The following is a 12,498-nucleotide window of genomic DNA, read 5'->3' as shown; positions in this document are numbered from 1 at the left end:
CTTAAGCCTCTGCGCCGCAGAGTTCGGCGAACTGGCGATAGACGATCTCGCGGTCTGCCGGCCGCTGCGCGTAATGCTGGTCGAGCTTGTGGCCGGCACCGGCGATGCGGTGATGGCGGCGCCAGGCCGCAGCGGCGGCGGCTTCGTACAGGCGCGGCGGGATCTCCGGCGGGATCACCGCGTCCTCGTCGGCCGACAGCACCAGCAGCCGGCCGCGGTAGGCCGACAGGATCTCGAAGGCGTCGGTATCGGCCCAGCTGTGTGGCCGGCGGATGCAATCGGCAAAGCGCGGGCCGAAGGGCAGGGTCCAGGCGCCGGGCGTGTAGGCCGCCGGGATCGCCAGGCCCAGGCCCGCCGGTGGGCGCAGGGCCACGACCCGGGTCGCGACATAGGCGCCCATGCTGAAGCCGATCAGGGTCAGCTGGGCGGCGTCGAGCGCCAGCGCGTCCTGCACCGCCAGCACCTGGGCCGCGCGGTCGGACAGGCTGGAATCGGCCAGCGCGCCGCCGGTGCGGCCATGGCCGATGAAATCGAAGGCGGCGCTGGCGAAGCCCTGGGTCGCCAGGTGGCGCCGCAGCGGCTCGAAGCCGGCGCCGCTGGAGTTGCCGCCGCCATGCAGCACCAGCACCTCGCCGCGCGCCGGCGCTGCGGGTTGCCAGCGGTCGCCGATCAGGCGCAGGTGGCGATAGGGGATGTCGAAGGGCTGGATCGTCGCGAGTTCGGGCATGGCCGCGCATCATACGGAGGCGCCATCCATGCCAAGATCGCGGCCCCATGTCGCGCCCCCGCTGTCCCCGCTGCCTGCACCCCCTGAGCACCTGCCTGTGCGATCTGGTGCGCCCGGTCGAGAACCGCACCGGGCTGCTGATCCTGCAGCACCCGCTGGAGGAACATCAGGCCAAGAACACCGCGCGGCTGCTGCAACTGTGCCTGGCGCGCAGCGAGCTGCGGGTCGGCGAGCGCTTCGACGAGGCGGCCGCGCTGGCGGGCGCGGTGCTGCTCTATCCCGGCGAGGGCGGCGCGCCCTGGCCGGACGAGCCGCCGCGCCGCCTGGTGGTGCTGGACGGCACCTGGCGCAAGAGTCGCAAGATGCTGGCGCTGAACCCGGCGCTGCGGGCGCTGCCGCGCCTGTCCTGGGCCGAGCCGCCGGCCTCGCGCTACGCGGTGCGCAAGGCGCAAAAGCCCGAGCAGTTGTCGACCCTGGAGGCGGCGGCGCTGGCGCTGCAGCAGCTGGACGGGACCGACTACGGGCCGCTGTGGGCGGCCTTCGAGGGCCTGATGGCGCGCCTGGCGCGGCACCGGAATCGGGGGTGATCCCGCCCCTCAACATGGGGGTAGGGCTTGCGCACAAGCGCAGACTGTCGCCGGAGAATGGGACAAACCCCTTCCCACCCCTAGGTCAACACCATGATGCACTCGCGGCGCATCGGCGCCTTCTTCTCCGGTGCGGCCCTCTACAGCGCCGCGATGCTGCTCAGCGGCCATATGGCCGAACTGCTCGGCCCGCGCGACTTCCTCTACCTGTTTGGCAGCCATGGCAGCCTGGGCCGGCTGTTCGGTGAGGCGCTGACCTATGCGCTGCCGGTGTTCCTGCTGGCGCTGGGCTGGAGCTATGTCACCGTGCGCCCCTACCGGCGCGGCCGCCGCCCGACCACCGCCTGGTGCTTGGGCGGCATGGCCCTGGCCTGGATCGGCTGGCTGTTCTACGGCGTGGTGGTCGCGGCCGAAGGCCCGCAGTACAGCGTGCCGCTGGCGGCCCTGCTGCTGTCCTCGCTGGTGCCGCCGCTGTGGGGCCTGCTGAACAGCTTCGCCGCGCTGGCCGGCGTCGTGACCGCGGGCTCGCTGGCCAAGCGGGTCGTGATCACCGCCTAGCGCTGCACCCAGCCGCTCGCCGCGATCTGCTCGGCCACATGGTCGAGAAAGCAGGCGATGCGCGCGGCCAGCTGGGTGTTGCGGTAGTAGACCGCGTTGATCGGCTGCAGCACCTCGACCGTGTCCCTCACCAGCAGCTGCACCAGGTCGCCGCGCCGTCGGTCGGCCTCGGTCATGAAATCCGACAGACAGGCGATGCCCTGACCGGCCAGGGCCAGCTGGCGCAGGGTCTCGCCGTTGGAGGCCAGCAGGCCGGGCGTGATGTGCAGGCTGTCGCCCTGGGCATGGCGCAGCGGCCAGTCGTTCAGCGCGTCCAGATGGCTGAAGCCCAGCAGGCTGTGGCCGGAGGCCAGCTCGGCCACGCTGCGCGGCCGGCCATGCGCCTTCAGATAGGCCGGGCTGGCCAGCACGCGGATGCGGCTGCTGCCCAGCGGCCGCGCATGCAGGGTGGAATCGCGCAGCGCGCCGATGCGGAAGGCCACGTCGGTGCGCTGCTCCAAGAGGTCGATGTTCAGCTCGTCGCTGTCCAGCACCAGCTCCAGCTCGGGATAGCGGCCGCGCAGCCCGTCCAGCATCGGCAGCAGCACATGCAGCATGAAGGGCGTCGCGGCGTTGACGCGCAGCCGCCCGGCCGGGCGCTGGCGGCGCGCGGCCAGCTGCTCCTCGGCCTCCTCCACCGCGTCGAGGATGCGGCGCGCGCGGGCCAGGAACAGCTGGCCCTCCTCGGTCAGCGCCAGGCGCCGCGTGGTGCGGTTCAGGAGGCTGGTGCCCAGCTTGTCCTCCAGCCGCGCCAGCGCCCGGCTCAGGCCGGAGACGGTCTGCTCCAGGCGCTCGGCGGCGGCCGTGATGGAGCCGCTGTCCACCACGGTGACGAAGGCCAGCAGTTCGTCGAGCGTCGTCTTCATGATTCTTGAAGTCTAGTCAAGAATCTTCTGCGGCCGACGCGGTTTTTCGGCGGGATGGATCGGACCATCATGCCGGCATCGCAACCGCCAACCTCCCCCGTCCATGATGAACACCATGCCCCCGCTGGGCCTCGGCACCTTCCGCCTGCAGGGCCAGGCCGTCACCGATTCCGTGCGCCATGGCCTGCAGCTCGGCTACCGCCTGATCGACACCGCGCAGATCTACGGCAACGAGGCCGAGATCGGCGCGGCCATCGCCGCCAGCGGCGTGCCGCGCCGCGAGCTGTTCCTGACCACCAAGATCTGGACCGAGCATCTGGCCGGCGACCGGCTGATCGCGAGCCTGAAGGACAGCCTCGCCAGGCTGCGCAGCGAGGCGGTCGAGCTGACCCTGATCCACTGGCCCTCGCCGAATGGCGCGGTGCCGCTGGCCGAGAGCCTGCAGGCCCTGGCCGAGGCGCAGGCCCAGGGCCTGACGGCGCGCATCGGCGTCTCGAACTTCCCGGTGGCGCTGCTGCGCGAGGCGGTGGCCCTGCTGGGGCCGGACCGCGTGTTCACCAACCAGGTCGAGCTGCACCCCTATCTGCAGAACCGCGCGGTGGTGGCCGCCGCGCGCGAGCTGGGCGTGGGCATCGGCTCCTACATGACCCTGGCCTATGGCGAGGCGCTGCAGGATCCGGTGGTGCGGGCGATCGCGGCCGCGCGCACGGCGACGCCGGCCCAGGTGCTGTTGGCCTGGGCGCTGCAGCAGGGCTACGCGGTGATCCCCTCGTCGACCCGGCGCGAGAACCTGCAGAGCAATCTGCGCGCGGCCGAGCTGCGCCTGAGCACCGAGGAGATGGCGCGCATCGCCGCGCTGGACCGCGGCCGGCGCCTGGTCAACCCCGAGGGGCTGGCGCCGGCCTGGGACTGAGCTTTCTTACTTTATTAGAACGACTCCCATTCGTCGGTGACCGCCGGCCCGGGTTTGGGCGTCGGGGCGGGGGCGGTCGGCGCAGGGGCCTTCCTGGCGGCGGCCGGCTTGGGCTTGGTAGCTGCAGCGGCCGTAGGCTTCTTCGCCGCTGGCGCGGCGGGCCGGAAGGCCTTGGTGGCGGGAGCGGCCGCGGCGACGACCTGCCGGTCCACCTTGAACACCGAGACCGCCTCGGCCAGGCGCGCCGACTGCTCGCGCAGCGACTGCGCGGCGGCGGCCGATTCCTCGACCAGCGCGGCGTTCTGCTGGGTCATCTGGTCGAGCTGGGTGACGGCCTGGTTCACCTGGGCGATGCCGTCGCGCTGCTCGCCGGCGGCCGAGGCGATCTCGCCGATCAGGTCGGTGACGCGCTTGACGCTGTGCACGATGTCGTTCATCGCCGAGCCGGTCTGCTCGACCAGCTGGGCGCCGGCCTCGACCCGCTCGACCGAGACGCCGATCAGGCCCTTGATCTCCTTGGCCGCCTCGGCGCTGCGCTGCGCCAGGCTGCGCACCTCGGAGGCCACGACCGCGAAGCCGCGGCCCTGCTCGCCGGCGCGCGCGGCTTCCACCGCGGCGTTCAGCGCCAGGATATTGGTCTGGAAGGCGATGCCGTCGATGGTGCCGATGATGTCGCCGATGCGGCGCGAGCTCTCGGTGATCTGGGCCATATTGCCGACCACCTGCTCGACCACCTGGCCGCCGCGCGTCGCCGCCTCGGCGGCCGAGCTGGCCAACTGGTTGGCCTGGCGCGCGGTGTCGGCGGAATGGCCGACGGTGGCGGTCAGCTCCTCCATCGAGCTGGCGGTCTGCTGCAGGCTCGAGGCCGTCTGCTCGGTGCGGGCGCTGAGGTCATGGTTGCCGGTGGCGATCTCGCTGGAGGCGGTGGAGACCGATTCGATGCCCTGGCGCACCTCGCCGACCACCTGGCGCAGCTGGCCGGCCATGCGGTCCATCGCGCCCAGCAGCAGGCCGAACTCGTCCCGGCGGTTCACCGCGACGCGGGTCGTCAGGTCGCCGCCGGCGATCTGGCCGGCCACCTCCATCGCCTGGGCCAGCGGCTGCTGGATCGAGCGCACCAGCCAGAACGCACCGGCCACCAGGCCGGCGACGACGATCACGATCAGCAGCGCGGCGATGCGCACCGTGCTCTTGCGCTGCTCGGCCAGCTCGGCCAGCAGCCGGGCCTTGCTGCTGGTCTGCAGGTCGGCGAACTCGGACAGCGACTTCAGGTAGATGTCCACCGCCGGGTTGAAGCGCTGCGTCAGTTCCTGGGCGGCGGCGGCCGGGTCGGCGGCCTTCTGGCCGCGGATCTTGCCCAGCGAGTCCAGCACGGTCTTGCGCTCGGCCGCGATGCGCTCCATCAGCGCCTTGTCCTCCGGGCTGAGGTCCATCGCCTCGATCGACTTCTGCACCTGGCTGATCTCGCTGATCGAGCTGGCCAGGCGCTCCTTGAACATGCTCTCGATCACCGGCTCGGCGCTGGCCGCCGTGGCCTGCACCCGCACCACATTGGCGGTGGTCAGCCCGGCCCAGCGGCGCGCGGCGTCGACCTTGGCATCCATCGCGGCGGCGATCGCGGTGGTCTGCTCCTGCACCTGGTTGCTGCGCCAGGCCGAGAAGCCGATCACCGCGAACAGCGCGGCGATGACCGCGAGCACCGAGGCCCAGAGCCGGAAGGCCACGCTATGGCGACCCAGAGTGGGGGATGTGGACATGTTTTGCATGGGGTCTGGAGGGGGAAGAAGGGGTGGCAGGTCCACAGACTAGTGCGGCGGGCCCACCCGGTTCCAGGGTAAAGGCCCCGAGATCGGCGCTTTTTGCGATTTAAGTCGGCTTTTCGGGGCCTGATTTCCCCCATGGTGTGGCTTGACCGCCGCAGCGCCGGCGCATGCAATGGCGGCCTGGCCCATCCGACCGGAGCGTTCCGATGCAACTGTCCGCCGTCCGCCTGTTCGTGCGCGAACTGGCCCCCGCCCGCGTCTTCTACCAGCAGGCCCTCGGCCTGGAACTGCGGCTGGACCAGCCGCAGCAAGGCTTCTGCCTGTTCCGCAGCGCCGGGCTGGACCTGCTGCTGGAACGGGTGCCGCCCGAGGCGCCGGCCGAGGAGCAGGCCCTGGTCGGGCGCTTCACCGGCCTGTCCTTCCGGGTCGAGGACATCCGGGCCAGCCATGCGGCGCTGGGCGCGGGCGGCGTGCGCTTCGATGGCGAGCCGGAGCTGCAGGCCTGGGGCGGCTGGCTCGCCACCCTGTTCGATCCGGCCGGCAATGGCCTGCAGCTGGTGCAGCCGCCGGCCGGGGCCTGAGATGCGCCCACAGCCAAAAACCCGCCGCGCCGCGCTGGCGCTGCTGGCCTGCTTGGGCCTCGGCCCGCAACGGGCGCTGGCCGAGGCGGAAACCCGGCCGCTGCGCCTGATCCTGCCGGTCAGCGCCGGCTCGGGCGTCGACACCATCATGCGCGCGGTGACGCCGGCCCTGGGCCGCGCGCTGGGCGGCCAGCCGGTCGTGATCGAAAACCTGCCCGGCGCCGGCGGCCTGACCGGCACCGCGATGCTGGTGAAGGCCGCGCCCGACGGCCTGACCCTGGGCGTGGTCTCGAACAACCATGTGGTCAACCCGAGCGTCTACAAGCGCATGCCCTTCGACCCGCTGGCCGACATCACGCCGATCATGGTGGCCGGCGCCACGCCCTTCGTGCTGGTGGTCAACCCGGGCCGGCTGCCGGCGCAGAACCTCAAGGAGCTGCTGGCCCTGCTGAGGGCGCGGCCGGATGGCTACAACTACGGCTCCTCCGGCAACGGCACCATCCTGCACCTGGCCGCCGAGATGTTCATCGACGAGGCCGGCGTGGCGCTGCGCCACATTCCCTACAAGGGCGTGGCGCCGATGCTGGCGGACCTGATCGGTGGCCAGGTGGACCTGGGCATCGTCGCCCTGCCCTCGGTGCAGGCCCATCTGAGGAGCGGCGCACTGCGGGCGATCGGCGTCGGCTCCGCTGCCCGGCTGCCGGCCGCACCGGAGATCCCGACCCTGGCCGAGCAGGGCCTGCCGGACTACCAGCTCGAGGGCTGGTTCGCGGTGGTCGGCCCGGCCCGGCTGCCGCCGGCCCTGGTGAAGCGCTGCCACGCCGCCTTCCTGGCCGCCTTCGCCACGCCCGAGGTCCGGGAGGCGATGGCCAAGCAGGGCAATCTGATCAACCCGGGCTCGCCGGAGGCCGCAGCCGCCTTCTTTCGCAGCGAGCAGGAGCGCTATGCGCGGCTGGTGAAGAAGGCCGGCATCGGCCTGGACTGACCCCCCGGGCCGCGGGGGAGCGGCGGGAAAACACCGAGCCATCGCGCCCCTGCGCGCTTTTTAAGAAAGGTTTAATGCTCGCCTTCGAAGATGTGAGGGTGCCGGGGAAGCCGGCGGGAGCGGATGGAGTCGATGATGAAGGCGGTGGATTTCGGCCGGACGGGCCGGCTGGCGTGGCAGATTGCCCTGCTGGCGCTGATCGCGCTGCTGAACCCCCATACCCTGTTCGGCCGGGATCCCGGCCGCGAGTACTGGCTCGCCGCCTTCCTGCTGCCGCTGCTGCTGGCCGCCGGCGTGGCGCTGGCCCTGCGGCACCGCCCCAGCAAGCCCTGCTTCGCCCGCCTGGGCTGGCAGGCCAGCGCCCTGGTGCTGCTGTTGCAATGGGCCGACGTCTGAGCCGCTCAAACCACTAGCGTTTGAGTCTGGCGGGCCCGTGGAAGGCCCGCGCCGCCGCTTGGCGACGCCAGGCTCCTAGAATCCTGCCCGGGGCACAGGGCCCGACAGGATTCGAAGAAGATGCTTAAGCAGATCGTCGTTGTGAAATGGGGCCAGCGTTTCGGGCCCGAATATGTGAACCGCATGTATGCGATGGCGGCTCGCAACATCACCGGCCCGTTCAAGCTGGTCTGCCTGACCGACGATCCCAGCGGGCTGCGCCCCGAGGTCGATGCACAGCCGCTGCCCGAGCTGGGCTGCGAGTGGCCGAAGAACAGCATGGGCAAATGGCGCAAGCTGGTGCTGTGGGGCGAGTCCCTGCCGGGCCTGCAGCCGGGGCCGGCGCTGTTCGTGGACCTGGACTCGGCCATCGTCGACAACATCGACGGCTATTTCGAATACGGCCATCCCGACGACGTGATCCTGGCCCGCAACTGGGCCAAGCCGCTGCAGCGCCTGGGCCAGACCTCGGTGTTCCGCTACCCGGTGGGCCGCTATCCGCAGATCCTGGCCAACTTCCGCAAGGACCCGCAGGGCGTGGCCGACCGCTGCCATTTCGAGCAGCACTACATCACCGAGGCGGTGCCGGGCGGCATCAAGCTCTGGCCCGAGCATTGGACCCGCCATTTCCGCCTGCACTGCCTGCCGATCTTCCCGCTGCGCTACTTCTTCGTGGCCCGGCAGCCCAAGGGCGCCAAGATCGTCACCTTCCCCGGCGGCCCGAACCCCGGCGAGGTGATCGACGGCCGCTGGGTCGAGACCCAGCTGAAGCGCCCCTCGCGCTGGCAGCATGTGCTGGACACCTTCCATCCCGAACGCCGCATCGAGAAAAGCGCCTGGAAGCACCTGACGCGTTATGTGCTGCCGGTGCCGTGGTTGCAGAAGCATTGGGCGGAGTGACGCGGAGCCCCTCGCCCACGGGTACGTGGGCGGTCCCCCGAGGGGACGGTAAGCAGGCCTTGGGAGCGGCCCGGCGGCCGGCTTCAAATCACCCTAGCGCGGTGACGTCGGCATAGAAGGCCCGCGCCACCTCCGGGTGCGAGCGCAGCCGGCCCTTCAGGAAGTTGCGGCCGGCATGGTCCAGCAGCGGGTTCAGCGGGTCCTGCTCGATGCCGCGGGCGCGTGCGGCCAGGGCCGGTGGCAGCGGCAGGGCGGGCAGCTGCGCGTCCAGGCGCGGGCCGAGGAAGAAGGCGACCGAGAGCCGGTCCACGCCGGCCGGCGGGCTGACGACGCGGTGCCGGGTGGCGCGCAGAAAGCCGTCGGACAGGATCTCCAGCACCTCGCCCAGATTGACCACCAGGCTGCCCGGTAGCGGCGGCACCTCGGACCAGGCGGCGCCGGGCTCGCGCTGCACCTGCAGCCCGCCCTGGCGGTCCTGCAGCAGCAGGGTCAGGCAGCCGCTGTCCTTGTGCGGGCCGACGCCCTGGTCGGAGTCCCCGGGCTGGCGGCCCGGGTAGCGGATGATCTTCAGGTGCTGCACCGGCGCTCCCTCGAAGGCCGCCGCCAGGCGCGCCTCGGGCTGCTCCAGCGCCAGGGCCAGCGCGCGCAGCAGGGTCAGGCCGACCTCGGTCAGGCGCTGCTGCCAGTCCAGCAGGCAGGGCCGCAGCGTCGGCAGCTCGGCCGGCCATTGGTTCGGGCCCTGCAGGCGGCGCCAGGCCGCGTCGGCCGCGCCGCTCTCCGGCAGCGGTGCGCGCTCGGCGCCGATGTCCAGCTGCTCGCGCCAGTCGCGCGCGCCGCGCGTGATCTCGTCGCCGGCCGCGGTGTAGCCGCGGAAATGCGGCGAGTTCGCCATGTGCAGCGCCTGCTTGACGGCGCGCGGCAGCGCGAAGAAGGCGCGCGACTGGCGCAGCAGCTCGGCCTGCTCGCGCTCGGTCAGGCCATGGCCGCGCAGGTAGAAGAAGCCGGCGCCATGGGCGGCCTCGCGCAGCCGGGCGACGAAGGGCGCGCGGGTGGCCGGGTCGGCAAAGTCGCGCAGGTCCAGCAGCGGCAGCGGGGCGGAGTCTTCGAGCGTCGTCATGATGGCGCCAACATAGCCGCGCCGGCGGCGCGCGCGAAGCAAGGCTTTTGCATTTGCTATGCCGCATTTGCTTATGCGGCGAACGCAGTTCACGCGCCGCCGCGCCGCACCTAGCCTGGGCTCTCGTCACGATCACCCAGACTGGAGAGCCGCATGAGCGATGTTGTTGCTGAAGAAGGGCCGCAGGCCCAGTGCCGCCCGACCCTGAACCCCGACTGGCGTTTCGAGACCCGCTCGGTGCATGCCGGCTATGCGGGCGACCCGACGACGCGCGCGGTCGCGGTGCCGATCTACCAGACCGTGGCCTATGCCTTCGACAGCGCCCAGCATGGTGCCGACCTGTTCGACCTGAAGGCCACCGGCCCGATCTACACCCGCATCAACAACCCGACCCAGGACGTGCTGGAGCAGCGCCTGGCCGCGCTGGAGGGCGGCATCGCGGCGTTGGCCCTGGCCTCGGGCCAGGCGGCGGTGACCTACGCGATCCTGACCATCGCCGAGGCCGGCGACAACATCGTCGCCTCCAGCGCGCTCTACGGCGGCACCTACAACCTGTTCGCCCATACCCTGCCGCAATACGGCATCCAGACCCAGTTCGCCGACTACCGCAAGCCCGAGAGCTTCGAGGCGCTGATCAACGAACGGACCAAGGCGGTGTTCGTCGAGTCGCTGGGCAACCCGCAGGGCAATATCACCGACATCGCCGCGATCGCCGCGATCGCGCACCGCCATGGCGTGCCGCTGATCGTCGACAACACCGTGCCCAGCCCGGTGCTGGTGCGGCCGATCGAGCATGGCGCCGACATCGTCGTGCATTCGCTGACCAAATACCTGGGCGGCCATGGCGCCGCGGTCGGCGGCGCGATCATCGACTCCGGCAAGTTCCCCTGGGCCCAGCACAAGCAGCGCTTCAAGCGCCTGAACGAGCCGGACGTCAGCTACCACGGCGTGGTCTACACCGAGGCCGCCGGCGACGCGGCCTACATCACGCGCGCCCGCGTCGTGCCGCTGCGCAACACCGGCGCGGCGATCTCGCCCTTCAACGCCTTCCTGATCCTGCAGGGCATCGAGACGGTGGCGCTGCGCGTCGAGCGCATCAGCGACAACGCGCTGGCGGCGGCCCGCCATCTGCGCGGCCATGCCAAGGTCGCCTGGGTCAACTACGCGGGCCTGGAGGACCATCCCGACCATGGCCTGGCGAAGCGGTACCTGGGCGGCCGGGCCTCGGGCGTGCTGACCTTCGGGCTGAAGGCCGCCGACGGCGAGGCCGCGCGCGCGGCCGGTGCGCGCTTCCTCGACGCGCTGCAGCTCTTCACCCGTCTGGTCAATATCGGCGACGCCAAATCGCTGGCCACCCATCCGGCCTCCACCACGCACCGCCAGCTCTCGCCGGCGGAGCTGGACCGCGCCGGCGTCGGCGAGGACCTGGTGCGCCTGTCGCTGGGCATCGAGCATATCGACGACCTGCTCGCCGACCTGGACCAGGCGCTGGCGGCCGTCTGAGGCCGCGCCCTGTAGCTTATGCAGGCGGCACCCAAGCAAACGCGATTTGCTTCGTGGCCGCCCGCGGCGCCGGACCTTAGTCTGAGAGCCTGGAAGAGGAGAAGAAAGCAGCCAGCGAGCCGCAAATCAGGGAGCGATCGAATCAATAACAACAGCACATGCCGGCCTTGAGGCCGGCATGGGGACGGGCCAGGCCGTGGTCGGGTTGTCATGGGGTGTCATAGGGGTATGGCGAAGGAGACACCCGACCACGGTTCTGGACCTTTCTTTTTCTCCAACGTCTCACCCTCCCGCAGTTTCTTCCGATGAGCCTGACCTCCGAATCCCTCGCCGCCCGCCCGAGCGCCTCGGCCACCAACACGCTGGAGCGCCTGATCGAACAGCTGGCCGAGACCGCGGTCGAACGCGACCGCGCCGGCGGCCATGCGGCGCGCGAGCGCGAGCTGATCCGCGCCAGCGGCCTGCTGGCCCTGAGCATCCCGCGCGAGCTGGGCGGGCAGGGCGGCGAGGCCGCCGAGCTCTTCGACGCGGTGCGGCGGATCGCCCGGGTCGACAGCGCGCTGGCCCATGTGTTCGGTTTTCACCATCTGCAGCTCTACGGCGTGCGGCTCTACGCCGGCCCGGCCGCGCAGCAGCATGGCACGCGCTACCTGAGCGACACCGCCGAGCAGCGCCTGTTCTGGGGCAATGCGCTGAACCCGGCCGACCAGCGGCTGCGTGCCCGGCGCGTCGATGGCGGCTGGCGGCTCGAGGGCGTCAAGAGCTTCTGCTCCGGCGCCTATGGCTCGGACCGCCTGACCCTGTCGGCCACGACGGCCGACGCGGGCTTCCTGATCGGCATCGTGCCGACGCGCCGCGAGGGCGTGACGGTCGAGAGCGACTGGGACGCCTTCGGCCAGTGCCAGACCGACAGCGGCACCGTGCGTTTCGAGAACGTCTGGCTCGCCGATGCCGAGCTGCTGCAGCTGCCCGGCAGCGTGCCGACGCCGCGCGCCACCCTGCGCTCGCAGGTGGCGCAGCTGGTGATGAGCCATCTCTACCTGGGCCTGGCCGAGGGCGCCTTCGAGGCCGCGCGGCGCTACACGGTCGAGCAGTCCCGGCCCTGGTTCGCCGCCGGCGTCGAGCGCGCCGCCGACGAGCCGATCCTGCAGCAGCGCTACGGCGACCTGTGGCTGAAGGTGCGCGCCGCCCAGCTGGCGGCCGCGGCCGCGGTGACGCGCCTGCAGCAGGCGCTGGCGCGCGGCGAGGCCCTGAGCGCCGACGAGCGCGGCGAGGTGGCGATCGCCGGCGCCGAGGCCAAGGTGCTGGCGCATCGCGCCGCGATCGAGATCGGCTCGCAGCTGTTCGAGCTGACCGGTGCGCGCAGCACCTCGGGCCGCCTGGGCCTGGACCGCTTCTGGCGCAATGCCCGCGTCCACACCCTGCACGACCCGGTGGACTACAAGCTGCGCGACCTCGGCCGGCACCGCCTCGACGGCCGCTTCCCCGAACCCACCGCCTATTCCTGAAATCCCTGAATCCGAC

At 71.5% G+C, this 12,498-nt stretch carries 13 protein-coding genes; 9 read left to right on the top strand and 4 right to left on the bottom strand.

Annotation, left to right across the window (positions count from 1 at the left end; translation table 11 throughout):
• Position 1 precedes the first annotated feature (1 nt).
• Positions 2-727, bottom strand: a complete 726-nt coding sequence (locus tag G8A07_RS27385) for an alpha/beta hydrolase (protein ID WP_195795054.1) — start codon at positions 725-727, stop codon at positions 2-4.
• 47 nt (positions 728-774) lie between these two features.
• On the opposite strand from G8A07_RS27385, the gene G8A07_RS27380 reads away from it, so the two are divergent.
• Together G8A07_RS27380 and G8A07_RS27375 are read left to right on the top strand one after the other, a co-directional pair.
• Positions 775-1,314, top strand: coding sequence for a tRNA-uridine aminocarboxypropyltransferase (locus G8A07_RS27380; protein WP_195795053.1), 540 nt, complete (start codon positions 775-777; stop codon positions 1,312-1,314).
• A 93-nt stretch (positions 1,315-1,407) separates the two neighbouring features.
• Complete coding sequence (locus tag G8A07_RS27375; RefSeq protein ID WP_195795052.1) at positions 1,408-1,872, top strand: hypothetical protein; 465 nt, start codon at positions 1,408-1,410, stop codon at positions 1,870-1,872.
• Here the strand turns inward: G8A07_RS27375 and G8A07_RS27370 are convergent.
• A complete protein-coding gene (locus G8A07_RS27370) occupies positions 1,869-2,777 on the bottom strand; it encodes a LysR family transcriptional regulator (protein ID WP_195795051.1) in 909 nt (302 codons plus the stop codon). The genes G8A07_RS27375 and G8A07_RS27370 overlap by 4 nt on opposite strands.
• Before the next feature lie 103 nt (positions 2,778-2,880).
• Here G8A07_RS27370 and dkgB point away from each other — a divergent pair, with 103 nt between their 5' ends.
• Positions 2,881-3,690 carry a 2,5-didehydrogluconate reductase DkgB gene (gene dkgB / locus G8A07_RS27365; protein WP_371816404.1) on the top strand — a complete coding sequence of 270 codons (810 nt, stop codon included), beginning with the start codon at positions 2,881-2,883 and terminating at the stop codon, positions 3,688-3,690.
• A gap of 14 nt (positions 3,691-3,704) precedes the next feature.
• Here the strand turns inward: dkgB and G8A07_RS27360 are convergent, their stop codons facing one another.
• The gene (locus G8A07_RS27360; RefSeq protein ID WP_195795050.1) at positions 3,705-5,447 is read right to left on the bottom strand and encodes a methyl-accepting chemotaxis protein; all 1,743 of its coding nucleotides are present in this window, start codon (positions 5,445-5,447) and stop codon (positions 3,705-3,707) included.
• 212 nt (positions 5,448-5,659) lie between these two features.
• Here G8A07_RS27360 and G8A07_RS27355 point away from each other — a divergent pair, with 212 nt between their 5' ends.
• The 4 genes from G8A07_RS27355 to G8A07_RS27340 all read left to right on the top strand — a co-directional run bounded on the left by G8A07_RS27355 (position 5,660) and on the right by G8A07_RS27340 (position 8,354).
• On the top strand, positions 5,660-6,034 hold the full coding sequence (locus tag G8A07_RS27355) for a VOC family protein (RefSeq protein WP_195795049.1): 375 nt from the start codon (positions 5,660-5,662) through the stop codon (positions 6,032-6,034).
• A 1-nt stretch (position 6,035) separates the two neighbouring features.
• Positions 6,036-7,019 carry a tripartite tricarboxylate transporter substrate binding protein gene (locus tag G8A07_RS27350; RefSeq protein WP_195795048.1) on the top strand — a complete coding sequence of 328 codons (984 nt, stop codon included), beginning with the start codon at positions 6,036-6,038 and terminating at the stop codon, positions 7,017-7,019.
• A 132-nt stretch (positions 7,020-7,151) separates the two neighbouring features.
• Positions 7,152-7,415 carry a hypothetical protein gene (locus tag G8A07_RS27345; RefSeq protein WP_195795047.1) on the top strand — a complete coding sequence of 88 codons (264 nt, stop codon included), beginning with the start codon at positions 7,152-7,154 and terminating at the stop codon, positions 7,413-7,415.
• Positions 7,416-7,535: 120 nt separating this feature from the next.
• Complete coding sequence (locus tag G8A07_RS27340) at positions 7,536-8,354, top strand: glycosyl transferase (protein ID WP_195795046.1); 819 nt, start codon at positions 7,536-7,538, stop codon at positions 8,352-8,354.
• 88 nt (positions 8,355-8,442) lie between these two features.
• Here the strand turns inward: G8A07_RS27340 and G8A07_RS27335 are convergent, their stop codons facing one another.
• Positions 8,443-9,471, bottom strand: coding sequence for an isopenicillin N synthase family oxygenase (locus G8A07_RS27335; protein ID WP_195795045.1), 1,029 nt, complete (start codon positions 9,469-9,471; stop codon positions 8,443-8,445).
• A gap of 153 nt (positions 9,472-9,624) precedes the next feature.
• Between G8A07_RS27335 and G8A07_RS27330 the strand changes: the two genes are divergently transcribed.
• Both G8A07_RS27330 and G8A07_RS27325 read left to right on the top strand, forming a co-directional pair.
• Positions 9,625-10,974, top strand: coding sequence for an O-acetylhomoserine aminocarboxypropyltransferase/cysteine synthase family protein (locus G8A07_RS27330; RefSeq protein WP_195795044.1), 1,350 nt, complete (start codon positions 9,625-9,627; stop codon positions 10,972-10,974).
• A gap of 305 nt (positions 10,975-11,279) precedes the next feature.
• On the top strand, positions 11,280-12,482 hold the full coding sequence (locus tag G8A07_RS27325; RefSeq protein ID WP_195795043.1) for an acyl-CoA dehydrogenase family protein: 1,203 nt from the start codon (positions 11,280-11,282) through the stop codon (positions 12,480-12,482).
• Positions 12,483-12,498 lie beyond the last annotated feature (16 nt).

Origin of the sequence: Roseateles sp. DAIF2 (assembly GCF_015624425.1) — a bacterium.
Lineage (GTDB): Bacteria > Pseudomonadota > Gammaproteobacteria > Burkholderiales > Burkholderiaceae_C > Kinneretia.
The sequence above is the reverse complement of the archived record's forward strand: the minus strand, read 5'-3'. Positions and strand labels throughout refer to the sequence as shown.